Below are 17419 nucleotides of genomic sequence, written 5' to 3' on the forward strand. Positions count from 1 at the left end.
CCCAAAAATCGATAAAATGCCGGGGATAGCGGCATAAATGCCTCACAAGACGAGGCAAAAAGCTCTGGCCGTTAACGACCTTTACCTTTTGTTTACCAGGAAGTCCGAAGGTTAACGCTGGCGGCGCATATGGCGATTTGGCTGCCGGCGCGTGGGCTGTCGCGGGTGTTCCCGTCTCCGGCCAACGCTTTGAAGGGGAGAGGCTTCTTCTGCTGAAGACCACCCGGCCGGCCGGTCCGAGACGTCATGGGCGCCAGAACCCGCGAATTTTCCGCGGGCTAACTGTTGACGAGCTCGTGCAATGGATGGTGCAGGCAGCCTCACCCGGTCACTACTTCGATCGCTGAGGCCCCAAACTGACCTGAAGGCGGCCGCTATCGGAGCGGTCGTGCTCTTGCGCGAGTGGGTCGAGCAGAAGCGCGAAGAGAAGCTCCAGGAAAAGCGCGCCCGCGCCAAGGCCGTTCCGGAGCGCGAGCCGACGCCGCGCATCGTCGCGCTGGTCGAGCGCTTCCTGCCGCGCCGGGTCGGGATCAGCCTGACCGTCATCCTGCTCGCAGGCGCGACCGGCCTCGGCATCGTCAAGGGCGGCCATCTCCAGGATTTCATCGCCGCTGTCCGCGATGCCCGCAATGCGCTGGCCAATTCCGCTGGCTTCCGCATCACGTCCGTCGTCATCAATGGCCGCAAGCAGCTCAGCCAGGACGAGATCCTTGCCATCGGCGGCGTCAGCGGCCGCTCCTCGCTGCTGTTCCTCGATGCCGACGGCCTGCGCGACAAGCTCAAGGCCAATCCCTGGATCGCGGACGCGACCGTGCTGAAGCTCTACCCGGGCCAGCTCCAGATCGACCTCACCGAGCGCAAGGCGTTCGCGCTGTGGCAGGAAGCTGGCCGGCTCTCCGTGATCGCCGACGACGGCGCCGTGCTCGAGCCCTACGTTTCGCGCCGCTTCCTGACTCTGCCGCTCGTGGTCGGCAAGGGCGCTGCCACCCAGGCGCGCGATTTCCTCGCGCTGCTCGCACGCTATCCGCAGGTGCAGTCGGTGACCAAGGCGGCGATCTTCATCGGCGAGCGCCGCTGGAATCTGCGGTTGAAGGACGGCCTCGACGTGCGGCTGCCCGAGCAGGACGTCGGCAATGCGCTTGCCGCCCTGTCCAAGCTCGACAAGGAGGAGAAGCTGTTCTCCAAGGACATCGTCGCCGTCGACATGCGTCTGCCCGATCGTCTCGTGGTGCAGCTCTCCGACGACGCCGCGAAGGCGCGCGAAGAGTTGTTCAAGGACAAGAAGTCCAAGAAGAAGGCCGGTGATTCCGCATGACCGGTCTCGATCGCACCCAGACGCCGAAGACCCGCCCGATGCCGCATAAGCGCGCCGGGCTCGTCGCTTGTCTCGACATCGGCACCAGCAAGATCGCCTGCATGATCGCACGGTTGAAGCCGTCTGCGCCGAGCGAGGCCCTGCGCGGCCGCACCCATGCAGTGGAATTGACCGGCTACAGCCAGATCCAGGCGCGCGGCATGAAGGCCGGCGCGGTGATCGATCTCGGCGAATGCGAGCAGGCGGTGCGCCAAGCCGTCGGGCTTGCGGAGAAGATGGCCAAGGTGCGGGTCGAATCCGTCCTGCTGTCGGTCTCCGGCGGCAGGCTCGCCGGGCATATGGTGGAAGCCGCTGCCGACATTCGCGGCGGCGCGGTCACGCCGGCCGACGTCAGTCGGGTCACCTCCACCGGCATGCGCCACGCCACCGGCGCGGGCCGTACCGTGCTGCACGCGCTCCCCGTCGGCTATACGCTCGATGGCGTCAAGGGTATCCGAGATGCTCGCGGCATGGTCGCGCGCCAGTTCGGCGTCGACATGAACGTGGTCACCTGCGACGCCACCGTGGCGCGCAACCTGATGCTCGCAGTTGAACGCTGCCACATCAACGTCGAAGCCATGGCGGCGAGCCCCTATGTCGCCGGCCTTTCCGTGCTGACCGACGACGAGGCCGATCTCGGCGCCGCCGTCGTCGAGATGGGTGCGGGCACCACGACCATCGCCGTCTATTCCGGCGGACGCTTCGTACATGCGGCAGGCTTTGCGGTCGGCGGCCATCACATCACGATGGACCTGGCGCGCGGACTGTCGGCGACCATCGCCGACGCCGAGCGCATCAAGACGCTTTACGGCACGGTCATCACCGGCGGATCGGACTCGCGCGAGCTGATGTCGGTGCCGACCGCAGGCGACGAACAGGATCTGCCGCAGATCGTCTCCCGCGCGACCATTGCCAACATCGTCAAGCACCGGGCCGAGGAAATCTTCGAGATGGTCCGCGACAAGCTGAAGGAATCGCCCTTCGCGGCCGAGCCGAATGGCCGCGTCGTTCTCAGCGGCGGTGCATCGCAGCTCACCGGGCTCGTCGAGCTCGGCACGCAAATTATCGGCCGTCCCGTGCGGATCGGCCGACCGCTCGGCTTCGGCCGGCTGCCCAATGAGGCGAAGAACGCCGCCTTCGCGGTGCCCGCCGGGCTCCTGGTCTACCCGCAATATGTTCACCTTGAACATGTCGAACCGCGGCATACGCGGCAGATCAAGACAGGGACCGGCGGTTATTTCGGAAAGGTCGGACGATGGCTTCGCGAGGGCTTCTGATGACTCGTTTCCACGTTCCCGGATTTTCACCAACTCCCGCGGCCGCCGGCCGGGGCGAACCCACGCGCGCGTGATCGAGAGGCAACCATGACCATCAGTATCAACGTTCCTGATATTCACGAACTGAAGCCGCGGATCACCGTATTTGGCGTCGGCGGCGCCGGCGGAAACGCCGTCAACAACATGATCACGGCGGGCCTTCAGGGCGTCGACTTCGTGGTCGCCAATACCGACGCGCAGGCGCTGACGATGTCGAAGGCGCAGCGCATCGTGCAGATGGGTACGCAGGTGACGCAGGGGTTGGGCGCTGGTTCGCAGCCCAACGTCGGCGCGGCCGCCGCGGAAGAGGTGATCGACGAGCTCCGCGACCATCTCTCGGGCGCCAACATGGTGTTCGTCACCGCCGGCATGGGCGGCGGCACCGGCACCGGTGCAGCTCCGGTGATCGCCAAGACAGCGCGCGACATGGGCATCCTCACCGTCGGCGTGGTGACCAAGCCTTTCCACTTCGAAGGCGGCCGCCGCATGCGCACCGCTGAAGCCGGCATCAACGAGCTGCACAAGGTCGTCGATACGCTCCTGATCATTCCGAACCAGAACCTGTTCCGGGTCGCCAACGAGAAAACCACCTTCGCCGACGCCTTCGCGATGGCCGACCAGGTGCTTTATTCGGGCGTTGCCTGCATCACCGACCTGATGGTGAAGGAAGGTCTGATCAACCTCGACTTCGCCGACGTCCGCGCCGTAATGCGTGAGATGGGCAAGGCGATGATGGGTACGGGCGAAGCCTCCGGCGACAAGCGTGCGCTGACCGCCGCTGAAGCTGCGATCGCCAATCCTCTGATCGACGATTCCTCGATGAAGGGTGCCAAGGGCCTGCTGATCTCGATCACCGGCGGCAAGGACCTCACTTTGTTCGAGGTCGACGAAGCCGCGACCCGCATCCGCGAGGAGGTCGACCAGGACGCCAACATCATCGTCGGCGCCACCTTCGACGAAGCCCTCGACGGCCTGATCCGCGTCTCGGTCGTCGCCACCGGTATCGAGCAGGCGGCGATCGCCCGCAACAGCCTGGCCTCGAGCGCACCGGCCGTCGCCGTTGCCGCCCCGCAGGCACCCGCTGCCGTGGCTGAAACCCGGCTCGCCGATCTCACCGCGCGGCTGCGCGCGGACAATCAGCGGCTCGCCGAGCGCGCCCAGAGGCTGGAAGCGCAGATCCCGCCGGCGGCGGCCGCACCGGTCGCTGCCGCCCCGATGGCGCCACGTCCCAATGTCGAGCGTGCTGCGCTGGCTGCGATTGCCGCCGCTGTGGCTCCTGAAGTGCCGCAGGCCCCGGCGCCCCAGACCTATGGCGATGTCACCGTGCGCCCGATCGCGCAAAAGCCCTCACTGTTCCCCGAGCCGGAAGCAGCACCCGTCGCGATGCAGGAGCCGATGACCCCGGAAACCTTCATCCCGCCGCAGGCCGAACGTCCGCCTGTGCGTGCGCCCCGGATGCCGCGCCTCGAGGACCTGCCGATGCCGGCCCAGGCCGAGATTCGCCAAGGCCGCGAGACCGAGGACGAGCCGACCCAGAAGACCCGTCTGTCGCTATTGCAGCGCCTTGCCAATGTCGGCCTCGGCCGTCGCGACGAGGAGAGCGAGCCGCCGGTTGTCGCCCGCAGCGCAGGTCCCGCGATGCCGCCGCTGCCCGACCGCAAACCGCAGCGCAGTGTAGCCCAGCAGATCGCAGGCAGCGAACCGGTATCCGAGTATGCTCGACGGCCCGCACCGCAAGGTTTGGACGTCCATGGCCGCCCTGCGCCTGTTGCACCGGCGCCACAGGGAGACGACCATCTTGATATCCCGGCTTTCCTGCGCCGGCAGGCGACGTGAGGATTGTTACAATCAAGGCGACGAAAAAGGTCCCGGCGAAATGTTTGCCGGGACCTTTGTATTTGGTCCGCCGAATCTCGGGTTGCGATCGCAACCAACTGATTCTAAATGATTAATTATGTATTTCGTGGTGGAGTAAAGTTGCCGGAACCGGCTCCAAACGTGGCCCAAATTGGTTCACGCCTCGCTCGAATGCGGCAGAGTTGGGGTAACAATTGGTAAAAAAGCGTGAGTTGGCTTGTTTGGGTCAGTGACTATGGTTTGCGCGTGACTTGGGGATACGAGATTCGAGCTGGTGCCTCAGACGGCCAGTTCGGTCCAGTATAAGTCGCAGTAGGTCGTAGGGTGGGCAGTTCCTGATGAAATTTAGCCGGCAAACAACGCTCCGCGCGCAGGCCACAGTGGTTGGCGTCGGCGTTCATTCCGGTCTCCCCGTCACGCTGACCTTGGGGCCTGCACCTGTCGATGCAGGCCTGGTTTTTGTCCGCACCGGCCTCGAAGGTTGCGACCGCGAAGTGCACGCCACTGCCGAGCAGGTCATCGCGACCGATTTCGCGACCGTGCTCGGCGACAGCGACGGTGCGCTGGTGTCAACAGCCGAGCACGTGCTTGCTGCACTGCGTGGCATGGGTGTGGACAACGCCACCATCGAGATCGACGGTCCGGAAGTACCGATCATGGACGGCAGCGCGGCGGCGTTCGTCGCGGCGATCGACCAAGCCGGTATCGTCAGCCAGCCGGCGCAGCGCCGGTTCATCCAGATTTTAAAGCCGGTCTCGGTTGCGATCGGCGATTCCTTCGGCGAGCTGCGGCCTTACGCCAACGGCTTCCGCGCCGAGGTCGAGATCAATTTCGCCAATCCCGTGATCGGCCGGCAGGCCTACACGTTTGAGCTCAGCCCGGAGCGTTTCCGCCGCGAGATCGCGCGGGCACGCACCTTCGGCCTGATGTGCGATCAGGCGCGTCTCTGGAGCGCAGGTTTCGCGCGGGGCGCCTCCTTCGAGAATACCGTGGTGTTCGACGATGAGCGGCTGCTGAATACCGAAGGCCTGCGCTACGCCGACGAATGCGTGCGCCACAAGGTGCTGGACGTGGTGGGGGATCTGGCGCTGGCCGGCCTGCCGCTGCTCGGCGCCTATCGCTCGGTCCGCGGCGGCCATAAGCTCAACCACGCCGTCCTGACCGCGCTGCTTGCCGATCGGACAGCCTGGCGGGTGGTCGAAGGTGAGACGGCTCGCCGCACCCCGCGTCCCGTGGTCGAGGTCGGCAGCGGTATCGTGGGTGGCCGGATTGCCGCCGCCTACGGGCCGGACGTGTCCTGAACGGCCGATTCCGGCTGCTTTGGCTGACCTGCGCATTTCCTGGTAACCATGATCGACTAGCATCGGCACACCGTCGCCTTAATCCGGGCGAAATGCCTGCCTATCCGGGACGTTGACGATCGTTTTTTAGGTCCACCGGCTTGGTCGCATGGCAGGGCGCCAAGGCACGGGCAAAACTAGCGGATTTCGCGGCCATGGCGGGGTCATGGCATGGCGGGCAGCGCATCACAGGACGTCAGGTCTTAAATTCATGTCAGCACAGCGTATGACGCGCGAATCATTCACGGCTTCGCTCGCGCCCTCGGCGCGACGATTGCTGCAGGCTGCCGCGTTCCTCGCGCTCGCGCTGCCGCTCGGCGGCTGCGGCGCGGGCGAGCTGTGGGACAAGTTCACCGCCAAGGACGACACCTTCGTCGAGGAGCCGGCCGACAAGCTCTACAATGAGGGCCTGTACCTCATGAACGAGAAGAAGGACATCAAGGCGGCGAACAAGAAGTTCGAGGAGGTCGACCGACAGCACCCCTATTCCGATCTGGCCCGCAAGTCGCTTCTGATGTCGGCTTACGCGTCCTACCAGGCCGGCGACTATGACAGCTGCATCGGCTCTGCGAGCCGCTACGTCACCCTGCATCCCGGCAGCCCGGATGCGGCCTACGCGCAATATCTGATCGCGGCCTCCCATTACGACCAGATCCCCGACGTCAGCCGCGACCAGACCCGTACCGAGAAGGCGATCGCCTCGCTCGAAGAGGTGGTGCGCAAATATCCGAACTCTGAATACGCGACCAGCGCCAAGGCCAAGATCGAGGGCGGGCGCGACCAGCTCGCCGGCAAGGAGATGGCCGTCGGCCGCTATTACGCGCAGAAGCGCGACTTCACGGCCGCGATCAACCGCTACAAGACCGTGGTCACGCAGTACCAGACCACGCGTCACGTCGAGGAGGCGCTCTACCGCCTGACCGAGGCCTATATGGCGATCGGCATCGTCGGCGAGGCGCAGACCGCGGCCGCTGTGCTCGGGCACAATTTTCCTGACAGCCGCTGGTACAAGGACGCCTATAATCTTGTAAAATCCGGCGGTCTCGAGCCGAGCGAGAATCAGGGGTCCTGGATCAGCAGGACCTTCAAGAAGATGGGCCTCGGCGGCTAGGAAATTTGGGGTTCCATGCTGGCGCGTCTGTCGATCCGTGACATCGTCCTGATCGAACGGCTCGATATCGAATTCGCGACCGGCCTTGCGGTTTTGACCGGCGAGACCGGCGCGGGAAAATCCATCCTGCTCGATGCCTTTGCGCTGGCGCTCGGCGGCCGCGGCGATGCCGGCCTCGTGCGCCACGGTGCGGAGCAGGGGCAGGTCACGGCCGTGTTTGACGTGCCCAAGGCCCATCCCGCGACGAAGATCCTCGCCGAGAACGGGCTCGACGACACCGGCGAGATGATCCTGCGCCGCGTGCAGTTCGCCGACGGCCGCACTCGTGCCTTCATCAACGACCAGTCGATCAGCGTGCAGACCCTCAAGGCTGTCGGCGCTGCGCTGGTCGAGATCCACGGCCAGCATGACGAGCGCGCGCTGGTCGATGCCTCCACGCACCGCCGCCTGCTCGATGCGTTTGCCGGGCTGGAGAAGGATGTCACCGCTGTCGAATCGCTGTGGGACGCGCGCCGCACGGCAAATACGGCTCTGGAGGAGCATCGCGCCGGCATGGAGCGCGCCGCGCGCGAGGCGGATTATTTGCGCCATGCCTCGGATGAATTGAAGCAGCTCGCGCCGAAGGACGGCGAGGAGACGGCGCTGGCCTCCCGCCGCACCACCATGATGCAGGGCGAGAAGATCGCCTCCGATCTGCGCGAGGCGCAGGAGATCGTCGGCGGTCACAATTCGCCGGTCGCGGCTCTTTCGGCTGCCGTGCGCAGGCTGGAGCGCCGCGGCGTCAATTCGCCGGCGCTGGTCGAGCCCGCGGTGAAGGCGATCGACGCCGCGATCAATTCGTTGGAGGAAGCCGACCAGCATCTCCAGGCCGCGCTCGCCGCCACCGATTTCGACCCCTCGGAGCTCGAACGTATCGAGGAACGGCTGTTCGCGCTGCGTGCCGCCTCGCGCAAATATTCGACACCAGTCGACGGTCTGGCGGCGCTCGCCGCGAAATATGCGGCCGACGTCCGGCTGATCGATGCCGGCGCCGAACAGTTGAAGAAGCTCGAGCAGGCCGCGATCGAGGCCGACGCGCGGTACGCTGCTGCTGCAAAGAAGCTGTCGGCTGCGCGGCAGAAATCGGCGGAGAAGCTCAACAAGGCCGTCAACGCCGAGCTTGCCCCGCTCAAGCTCGAACGCGCGAAATTCATGACCCAGGTCGAGACCGATGAGCGCGCTCCAGGGCCGCAGGGTTTCGATCGCGTCGAGTTCTGGGTGCAGACCAATCCGGGCACCAAGCCAGGGCCGATGATGAAGGTCGCCTCCGGCGGCGAGCTGTCGCGCTTCCTCCTCGCGCTGAAGGTCGTGCTGTCCGACCGTGGCTCGGCGCCGACCCTGGTGTTCGACGAAATCGACACCGGCGTTGGCGGCGCGGTGGCTGACGCCATCGGCGCGCGTCTCGCGCGGCTTGCCGGCCAGGTGCAGGTGATGGCCGTGACCCACGCCCCGCAGGTTGCCGCCCGCGCCGACCAGCATCTCCTGATTTCCAAGGACGCCCTCGACAAGGGCAAGCGCGTCGCCACCCGCGTCAATGCGCTTGCCGCCGACCACCGCCGCGAGGAGATCGCGCGCATGCTGGCGGGGGCGGAGATCACCGCGGAGGCGAGGGCGGCGGCGGAACGCTTGCTGAGGGCCGCAACGGCTTAATTCTCGCGTCCCGGACCCGCGTAGCGCGACCCGGGACCCAGAGCGCTGCCACATGGGCCCCGGCTCTGCAGCGCACCGCTGAAGAAGCGCTGCGGTGCGTCCGGGGCACGAAACTGTAACCGCCTTTACCGTCCCGCCCGCTCCGTCGTATCCAAGCACAATGGCAAGAGCAGCAAAATCCAAAGTGAAGACGCTTCCCGACGTCGCCGATCTCACCAAGGCACAGGCCAAGGTCGAGCATATGCGGCTTGCCCTCGAACTCGAGGGGCACGACAAACGCTACTATCAGGACGACGCGCCGACGATAACGGACGCTGAATATGACGCCCTGCGCCAACGCTTCAACGCGATCGAGAAGCGCTTCCCCGAATTCGTGAGTGCGGAGTCGCCGTCGCAGAAGATCGGCGCGGCGCCGTCCGGGCGCTTCAAGAAGGTGCGGCACGCAGTGCCGATGCTGTCCCTCGACAACGCCTTTGCGGAAGGAGACGTGCGCGATTTCGTTGGGCGAATCGCGCGCTTCCTGAAGCTTGCCGACGACCGGATCGATTTCTCCGCCGAGCCCAAGATCGACGGGCTCTCGATGTCGCTACGCTATGAGGGTGGCGAACTCGTCACCGCGGCGACGCGTGGCGACGGCGCGGAGGGCGAGGACGTCACCGCCAACATCCGTACGCTCGAGGACGTGCCGAAGACGCTCAAAGGCCGCAACGTTCCCGACATCTGCGAGGTGCGGGGCGAGGTCTACATGACCAAGAAGGCGTTCCTGGCGCTCAACGAGCGGCAGAAGGCGGCCGGCGACACCATCTTCGCCAATCCGCGCAACTCGGCAGCAGGCTCCTTGCGGCAAAAGGATCCCGGCATCACCGCCTCGCGCCCGCTTGGCTTCTTCGCCTATGCGTGGGGGCAGATGAGCGCGATGCCGGAAGGCACGCAGAGCGGCATGATCCACTGGTTCGAGCGCTGCGGCTTCAAGACCAATCCGCTGACGAGGCTCTGTCACTCCGTCGAGGAGCTGCTCGCGTTTCATCATTCAATCGAAGAGCAGCGTGCCGAGCTCGACTACGACATCGACGGCGTCGTTTACAAGGTCGACCGCATCGACTGGCAGGAACGGCTCGGCTTCGTGTCGCGCACGCCGCGCTGGGGCATTGCGCACAAGTTTCCGGCCGAGCGTGCCATGACGGTACTGCGCGACATCGAGATCCAGGTCGGTCGCACCGGCTCGTTCACGCCGGTTGGCAAGCTCGAACCGATCGGCGTCGGCGGCGTGATCGTGCAGAACGTCACACTGCACAACGAGGATTACATCAAGGGCATCGGCAACAAGGGCGAGGTGCTGCGCGAAGGCCGCGACATTCGGATCGGCGACACCGTCGTGATCCAGCGCGCCGGCGACGTCATTCCGCAGGTCGTCGACGTCGTGATCGACAAGCGGCCGAAGAATGCGAAGGAATTCCAGTTCCCGAAGAAGTGCCCGTGCCCGCTGCACACCGATGTGGTGCGCGAGGAGACGGCGACGGGCGAGGAGGGGTCGCGGGCCCGCTGCACCGGCGAGTTCGCCTGTCCCTATCAGAAGATCGAGCATTTGAAGCTGTTCGTGTCGCGGCGGGCGTTCGACATCGATGGCCTCGGCGAGAAGCAGCTTCAGTACTTCTTCGACGAAGGTTTTGTGAAGGAGCCCGCCGACATCTTCACGCTACAGAAGCGGAATGCGAAGCTGAAGCTGGAGGAGATCGAGGGTTACGGCGAGACCTCGATACGCAACCTCTTCGGCGCCATCGAAAGCCGGCGCAACATCGCGCTGGAACGTTTCATCTATGCACTCGGCATGCGTCATGTCGGCGAGACGACGGCCCTGGCGCTGGCGCGCGGCTATGGCTCCTGGGACGCCTTCCACGACGCCTGCCTGAAGGTCGTTCGCGGCGACGAGGAGGCCGTTGCCGACATGGATGCGCTGGACCAGATCGGCGACACCGTGATCAAGAGCATCGCCGACTATTTCGGCGAGAGCCACAACCGCGGCATCGTCGAACGGCTGACCGGCGAAGTCGACATCATCGACGCGGAGAAGCCGAAGAGCAATTCAGCCGTCGCCGGCAAGACCGTGGTGTTCACGGGCTCGCTGGAAAAGATGACGCGCGATGAGGCCAAGGCCACGGCCGAGCGGCTCGGTGCAAAGGTCTCGGGCTCGGTGTCGAAGAAGACCGACCTCGTCGTCGCCGGCCCTGGCGCCGGCTCAAAGCTTGCGGATGCCAACAAACACGGCGTCAAGGTGCTGACCGAAGACGAATGGCTGAAGCTGATCGGGGAGTGAGGCTCGACTCGTGTTGCGCGCTTCCCTCGCGTTAAAGCGCGATGAGATTAGGGTTGAATCGTCATCGCGCTTTAGGTTCTTGTTTGCGCATGATCTCCGCGCAAACGCGTTCCGCGTTTCTCGCGAGGGAAAACCGCTTCGCACTTTTCCGGATCATGCGTTAGTCGCGATCGCATAAACGACGGCACCGCCGCCGACCAAAGCGAATTGATGCGCGGCGGTGACGGCTCATGCAACAAGATCATTAGTCGTCGTCATCCTCGGATCCCATGCGATGTTCAATCGAATCCTGTATCCCATGCATGGCCGCATAGGTCGCGAAGGCCATCCTCTTCTTCTGATCCGGGCTTAGCGTCTTATAGAGCGGCTCCCAGGCATCGGCGACCTTCTTGAGGTCGGCAGCGCGTTGAGTCAGCATCTCCGCTCGACGTTGCATGAGTTCGACTGGATTGCGTTCGGCAACGGCCTCGATTGGGTCGCCGCTACCGCGTAGTTCAGCCACCCGTTCCATCCGGGCTTGTCGGTTTTTCGCTCTCGCGCGGATGGCGTCCTCGATTGCCGGCCATAATTTTTCCTGGTCCGGCGTCATCTGCAAGGCCGCCTTGATTATACCTACACGCGCATCCGTCAGTGCTTTGAGGTCGGTGGCGGTAGGATGCCTCATGCCTACAGTGGTGGACGCATCTTCTGCGTAGGCAAGGGGTGACGCAAGCATGAGAACTGCAGTCGCTGCAACGGCTGTTTTCTTGAGGATCATCGCAAACTCCTGGTCTCGAGTCATTCGCCCCCAGGCAGAAGGGAGCATCGGGTCCAGGGATGACTTGACCTACGTCAAGAAGCCGCTCACGCGTCGGTGAGTTCTGCTGACGCACAGACCGAAAACGCCTGCTCGTTCACGTCTAGCGTGACTTGGCGCGCACTCGAGAGAGCTGGTTCCGGCGGATCCCGTATGGCTGGAACGGGATGTCATACAGATGTCACGCCAGTGAAAGGTCAAATGGGAAACCAATGGTAGCATCAGCGCCGCGCACGGGAGAGAGACGCCACCGGAGAAGCTTCACAAGATCCCGCTCTCTTCCTCTTCCGCCTGCTCGATCAGCGCTTCGCTCACCACGACCTCGCGCCGCGGCACGATGAAGATCATGGTGGAGGCGCACAGCAGCGAGATGGCGAGGATGGCCGAGGTCAGCGGCAGCGTCGTCGTGGAGTGGCCGCCGAGATAGGCCCCGAATTGCGACACCAGCGCGCCGATGCCCTGCTGCAAAAAGCCCATCGCGCCCGACGCGGTACCGGCCGCCTCCGGGCGGACGCTGATCGCGCCGGCCGCCGAGTTCGCCATCACGAAGGCATTGCCTATCATCACGATCATCTGCGTGCCGAACAGCCAGGCGGGGGCTTCGTTCCAGCCGGTGAGGCTCCAGACCAGGTTCAGCACGCTGCCGCTGAGCTGGAGCGCGAGACCGAACCAGATCAGTCTCTCCAGCGAGTGGCGCGGCGCAAAGCGCACGCAGGCGAGATTGCCGACCAGATACGCAAAGCCGGTGGTGGCGAACCACGCGCCATATTCGGCGCTGCTGCGCCCCATCTGCGTCACCACGACATAGGGGCCGCCGCCGGCGAAGGTGAAGATGATCTGCGAGGCCAGCACCTGGCACAGCACATAGCCGACGAAGGCGCGGTTGCGGATGAGGCTGCCGACGTCGCCGCGAAAGCCGCTGCCGGCGGCGCGGGCGCGGCGCGTCTCGGGCAGTACAAGCGCGATGCCGACGGCGACTATGAGCGCGCCTCCCGTGATGGCGTAGAAGATCGCGCGCCAGCCGAACGCGGTCTCGATCAGGCCGCCGGTCAGGGGCGAGAGCATTTGCGCGATCATCATGACGGCGATGACGAGGCTGATCATCGCGCCGACCCGCTCGCGTTCGTAGAGATCGCGGATGATGGCGCGGCTCACCACCATGCCGGTGGCGCCGCCCAGCGCCTGGAAGAAGCGCGCGGCGATCAGTTGCGGCAGGTTGTCCGCGAACATGCAGGCGATGCTCGCCGCGACCATCAGCGCGAGCCCTGCAAGCAGCACCGGTCGCCGGCCGAACCGGTCCGACAGCGGTCCCATGATGATCTGCGAGCAGGCGATGCCGACCATGTAGAGCGACACCGTCATCTGCGCGACCGAGATGTCGCGACCGAACGTCGTTGCCAGCACCGGCAGCGCCGGAACCAGCATGTAGAGCGAGATCGGCGCAACGCCGGTCATGGCGACGAGCAACATCAGCATCACGCGCGAGGTCGCGAGGTTCTGTTGCGCCGAGAGCGTCGGCTTGCCCATCATGCCATGCATGGATCGACACTAGCCGCATCGTGCGCGAGCCGAATACGGTCGTTTCGGTATGCGGCTATGCGTGAGGCTGCCACCGCAGATTTTACTGTCATTCGTGCGAGGCGCTGCCGCAAAGCAGGTGTCATCGCCCGCTTGACCGGGCGATCCAGTACGCCGCGGCGTCTCCGTCTACAATTACTGTCTCTGGAATACTGGATTCCCCGCCTTCGCGGGGAATGACAGCGGAGGGCGGGGCGAGAGTGGTGGGGCCAGAGTTGCGCTGAACGCGAGCGTGCTATGCGATGCTAAGTCAGCTCCGCCGTCGCCTCATCGAGCCACGCCCTGGTGGCCTCATCGAGCGCGGGCCGCACCTCGGCCCTGACGCGCGCGTGGTAGGCGTTGAGCCAGTCGAGCTCATCCCTGCTCAGCATCGCCACATCGATCAGGCGCCGGTCGATCGGTGCGAGCGTCAGCGTCTCGAAGGCGTTCATCGGCTTCTCGGCGCCTGCGATGTCGGCGGCAACCACCAGCTCGAGATTCTCGATCCGGATGCCGAAATCGTCGGTCTTGTAGTAGCCGGGCTCGTTGGAGAGGATCATGCCGCGCTTGAGCGGCGTGGTGCCGAGCTTCGAAATGCGGGCCGGTCCTTCATGCACGGAGAGATAGCTGCCGACGCCATGGCCGGTGCCGTGCTCGAAATCAACACCGGCGGCCCAGAGATATTGCCGGGCCAGCGTATCGAGCTGCGCGCCGGTGGTGCCGTCAGGAAATACCGCGCGCGCGATCGCTATATGGCCACGCAGCACGCGCGTGAAGCGGTCGCGCATCTCTGCGCTGGGCTCGCCGACGGCCATGGTGCGCGTGACGTCGGTGGTGCCGTCCTCGTATTGCGCGCCGGAATCGATCAAGAGCAGATCGCCGGGTGCGATCCGCCGGTTGCTCTTGCGGGTGACACGGTAGTGCACGATGGCGCCGTTCGGGCCCGTGCCGGAAATGGTCGGGAACGACACGTCCTTCAGTGCGCCGGTGTCGCGCCGAAAGGTTTCCAGCGCCTCCACCGCATCGATCTCGGTGAGCTTGCCCCTGGGCGCCCCGCGATCGATGAAGGCGAGGAAACGCGCCAGCGCCACCGCGTCGCGCCGGTGCGCGGTCTTCGTCCCTGCGATCTCGGTGCCGTTCTTGACCGCCTTCAGCAGCGTCACCGGATCGGCGCCGCGCAGCGGCTTGCCGCCGCTGCTCGTGATCAGCCGGCTGACCGCCTCGGCGGCGGTGGCATTGTCCAGTGCGATGGCCGCGCCGCTCTTGGCGAGTGCCATCAGCGTCGGTGCTAGCGCGTCCGGCTCGCGCACGTCGGCGGAGTGTTCGAGGTGGTCGCGCGTCAGGTTGGAGAGTTTTCGGTGGTCGATGAACACGGTCGGCCGGCCGTCCTTCGGCACCAAGGCGTAGGAGAGCGGCAGGGGCGTGTGCGCGACGTCGCCGCCGCGGATGTTGAAGCTCCAGGCCACCGCATGGCTGTCGGACAGCACCAGCGCATCGGCGCCGAGCTTGCCGATCTCGCTACGGATCTGCGCGAGCTTCTCCACCTCCGCGATCCCCGCATATTGAAGGGCGTGAATCACGACCGGCGCGATTGGCGCGGGTGGCCGGTCGTGCCAGACGGCATCGACCGGGTTCGAGTCGACCGCCACCAGCTCGGCGCCGGCCTTGGCGCAGGCGGCGGACAGGCGTTCGGCTGCCGCAAAAGTGTGCAGCCATGGGTCAAATCCTAGGCGATCGCCCGCCTCCAGATGCGCGGAGAGCCAGCTCTCCGGCGGCGGTTCGATCAGCGGTTCGACGGCCCAGGCCTTTGCGTCGACCTGCTTTGCCGCTTGCAGCGTATAGCGGCCGTCGACGAACACCGCTGCCTCTTGCGGCAGCACGACGGCCAGTCCCGCCGAGCCGGTGAAGCCGGTGAGCCAGGCCAGGCGTTCCTCCGACGGCGCCACATATTCATTCTGCTGCTGGTCGGCGCGCGGAACGACGAAACCGGTGAGCTTGCGACGGGCGAGTTCTTCGCGAAGTGCCGCAAGCCGCGCGCTCAATGCGACGCCGGCCTCCGGCTCCTCGAATGTCTGGAAGTGAGCTTCGAACATGCTGTGACTATCTTAGGGTGACCGGGATTGCTCCGCAATGTGGACGCAATCGTTGTGCATTGGCATAGACTGTGCTTGCGAAGTTCCATTCGCGTCGCGTGGAGTAAGGGATGCGGCTCCTGCGCTTCATCCGGATGACAGGGCAAAAAGAGCAAGTGGTTCATCTCAACGGCGAGGGGACACACGATGCCTGCGTTTACGTTTGAAAAGATCTCGCCTCCGGTCCGTCGTGGACCGTCCTCACCCGAACCCGAGAAGCCGCGCGGCGTCATCTACCAGATGATCGACCGCTTCGCCGAGCGCCGCGCTAGGCGGATCCTGCGCGAGAAGCGCGTTCCGATTAGCCGCGACGACAAGCCGGCGGAATAGCGCTTCACCTCGCTCCGCTCGCGGGGAGTCCGTAGGGTGGGCAAAGCGAAGCGTGCCCACCACGTCTATCGCCAAGTGTGGATCGATGGTGGGCACGGCGCGCGAAGAGCGCCCCCACCCTACAGCACCTCACCCGACCCTCCGCAGCAACAGGCTGCTCCATCCCTCGATCCGCAAGTGCCGCACCGGCACGAGGCCGCGTGCGCGGTAGGCCGCAATCACCGCGGGTGCCTGAGGCGTCAGGAGGCCCGACAGGATGACGTGCGCCGTCGGCGCAAGGTGCCGCACCATGGGGCCCGCCAATTGCCGCAGGGGGTTGGCGAGGATGTTGGCCAGCACCAGGTCGAACGGTCCCCATTTGGCAAAATCGGGCGCGGCAAAGCCGGTGGCGCGGATCGCATGCACGAGGTGACCGGCCTCGTTCAGTGCTGCGTTCTCGCGGGCGACGCGCACCGAGGGCGGGTCGATGTCGCTCGCCAGCACCGGGCTATGCATGGCCTTCGCCGCCGCGATCGCCAGCACGCCGGTTCCGGTCCCGAGGTCGAGCACGCGGTTCGGTCGGGAACGTTTCAAGACATGGTCAAGCAGAAGTAAACAGCCACGCGTCGTGCCGTGATGGCCGGTGCCGAAAGCCAGCGCCGCTTCGATCTCGATGGCGAGCTTGTTCGGCGGCACGCGGTCGCGGTCATGGCTGCCGTGGACGACGAAGCGTCCGGCCGGAACGGGCACGAGGTCTTCGAGGCTGGCCTTGACCCAATCCTTGGCCTCGACGCTGTCGAATACCAGCGTGTCCGCGATCCCGTTACCTGCCGTTTCAGCGATGATTCCCCTCAGGAAATCCTGATCCGGCGCATCCGCGAAGTGCAGCGTGACGTCCCAGCGCCCGTCGGGCTGCTCGAACGCGGCGACCGCGGCGTCGCCATCGAAAAAGATCTCGGTCAGGACGTCGACAACGCGCTTGGCGGCGGCCTCGTCGCCGATCGCAAAGCTCGCGCGGTGGGTGGGGGAGGGGGGCATTTTACTCAGCTACACTCGCTCAGTTCGATCCAATTTAATGAGTTATCGCCTCGCATCATTCTCAAAACTTGTGGTTCCCGCGTTTATTCAACTTTAGGTTCCGATCCGTAGATTACCGGATGTTGGGTGCAGCCAACGCAACTGGAAATTGGAGGCAAAATCTTGAAGCGCATGGTTCAAAAGTTCTGGTCCGATGAGTCTGGCGCCACCGCGATCGAATACGGTCTGATCGCAGCCGGCATCGCCTTGGCGATCATTACCGTGGTCAACAGCCTGGGCACCAGCCTGAATGACAAGTTCGGTTCAGTTAGCAGCAACTTGAAGTAATTTCGCGCCTCCATTTCCCGAGCGGGGGCTATTTGATTGAAAACATCGACCGACGCCCGCAGGGGAATGTCCCTTGCGGGCGCAGTCGTTTTTGGCGGCGATGTCTGAGACACCACCGGTGGCCCACAGGATTCCAGCGCTTCAAGCCAGTGTTTATCTACTGGCTGGTCCACAGGGATATCCCGAATTTGTCCCCAGGATATCCCCGGTCTGGTCCCAGATTTCCGCGCGATCCCCGCGCGACCTCTCCCCATGCGCCGGACAGACCTGTCCACAGGC

The 17419-nt window shown here is 64.9% G+C and carries 13 protein-coding genes; 9 read left to right on the forward strand and 4 right to left on the reverse strand.

The window, feature by feature from the left end:
* Positions 1-301 precede the first annotated feature (301 nt).
* The 7 genes from SO156_RS41205 to ligA all read left to right on the forward strand — a co-directional run bounded on the left by SO156_RS41205 (position 302) and on the right by ligA (position 10981).
* Positions 302-1315 (forward strand): cell division protein FtsQ/DivIB, encoded by a 1014-nt coding sequence (locus SO156_RS41205; RefSeq protein ID WP_498538793.1) that lies wholly within the window; start codon positions 302-304, stop codon positions 1313-1315.
* Positions 1312-2631, forward strand: coding sequence for a cell division protein FtsA (gene ftsA / locus SO156_RS41210; RefSeq protein WP_458147797.1), 1320 nt, complete (start codon positions 1312-1314; stop codon positions 2629-2631). The genes SO156_RS41205 and ftsA overlap by 4 nt, the downstream gene beginning before the upstream one ends.
* A gap of 87 nt (positions 2632-2718) precedes the next feature.
* On the forward strand, positions 2719-4506 hold the full coding sequence (ftsZ, locus tag SO156_RS41215) for a cell division protein FtsZ (protein ID WP_458147796.1): 1788 nt from the start codon (positions 2719-2721) through the stop codon (positions 4504-4506).
* A 359-nt stretch (positions 4507-4865) separates the two neighbouring features.
* Positions 4866-5828, forward strand: coding sequence for a UDP-3-O-acyl-N-acetylglucosamine deacetylase (lpxC, locus tag SO156_RS41220; protein ID WP_458147795.1), 963 nt, complete (start codon positions 4866-4868; stop codon positions 5826-5828).
* A gap of 250 nt (positions 5829-6078) precedes the next feature.
* The gene (locus tag SO156_RS41225; protein WP_458147794.1) at positions 6079-6978 is read left to right on the forward strand and encodes an outer membrane protein assembly factor BamD; all 900 of its coding nucleotides are present in this window, start codon (positions 6079-6081) and stop codon (positions 6976-6978) included.
* A gap of 15 nt (positions 6979-6993) precedes the next feature.
* Complete coding sequence (recN, locus tag SO156_RS41230; protein ID WP_498538794.1) at positions 6994-8667, forward strand: DNA repair protein RecN; 1674 nt, start codon at positions 6994-6996, stop codon at positions 8665-8667.
* Between the two features lie 160 nt (positions 8668-8827).
* Positions 8828-10981, forward strand: coding sequence for an NAD-dependent DNA ligase LigA (ligA, locus tag SO156_RS41235; protein ID WP_498538795.1), 2154 nt, complete (start codon positions 8828-8830; stop codon positions 10979-10981).
* A gap of 244 nt (positions 10982-11225) precedes the next feature.
* Here ligA and SO156_RS41240 read toward each other — a convergent pair whose 3' ends face one another.
* The 3 genes from SO156_RS41240 to SO156_RS41250 all read right to left on the reverse strand — a co-directional run bounded on the left by SO156_RS41240 (position 11226) and on the right by SO156_RS41250 (position 15427).
* Positions 11226-11738, reverse strand: a complete 513-nt coding sequence (locus SO156_RS41240; RefSeq protein WP_498538796.1) for a Spy/CpxP family protein refolding chaperone — start codon at positions 11736-11738, stop codon at positions 11226-11228.
* A 300-nt stretch (positions 11739-12038) separates the two neighbouring features.
* Positions 12039-13316, reverse strand: a complete 1278-nt coding sequence (locus SO156_RS41245; protein ID WP_458151685.1) for a multidrug effflux MFS transporter — start codon at positions 13314-13316, stop codon at positions 12039-12041.
* A 284-nt stretch (positions 13317-13600) separates the two neighbouring features.
* Positions 13601-15427 carry an aminopeptidase P family protein gene (locus SO156_RS41250; protein WP_498538797.1) on the reverse strand — a complete coding sequence of 609 codons (1827 nt, stop codon included), beginning with the start codon at positions 15425-15427 and terminating at the stop codon, positions 13601-13603.
* 186 nt (positions 15428-15613) lie between these two features.
* On the opposite strand from SO156_RS41250, the gene SO156_RS41255 reads away from it, so the two are divergent.
* Complete coding sequence (locus SO156_RS41255; protein WP_458151688.1) at positions 15614-15796, forward strand: hypothetical protein; 183 nt, start codon at positions 15614-15616, stop codon at positions 15794-15796.
* Positions 15797-15925: 129 nt separating this feature from the next.
* On the opposite strand, the gene SO156_RS41260 is transcribed toward SO156_RS41255, so the two are convergent.
* Positions 15926-16813: a 50S ribosomal protein L11 methyltransferase gene (locus SO156_RS41260; protein WP_498538798.1), complete on the reverse strand. Its 888-nt coding sequence runs from the start codon at positions 16811-16813 to the stop codon at positions 15926-15928.
* 171 nt (positions 16814-16984) lie between these two features.
* Between SO156_RS41260 and SO156_RS41265 the strand changes: the two genes are divergently transcribed.
* Positions 16985-17140, forward strand: coding sequence for a Flp family type IVb pilin (locus SO156_RS41265; RefSeq protein ID WP_156944231.1), 156 nt, complete (start codon positions 16985-16987; stop codon positions 17138-17140).
* Positions 17141-17419 lie beyond the last annotated feature (279 nt).

It is taken from the genome of Bradyrhizobium sp. UFLA05-125, from assembly GCF_059803515.1.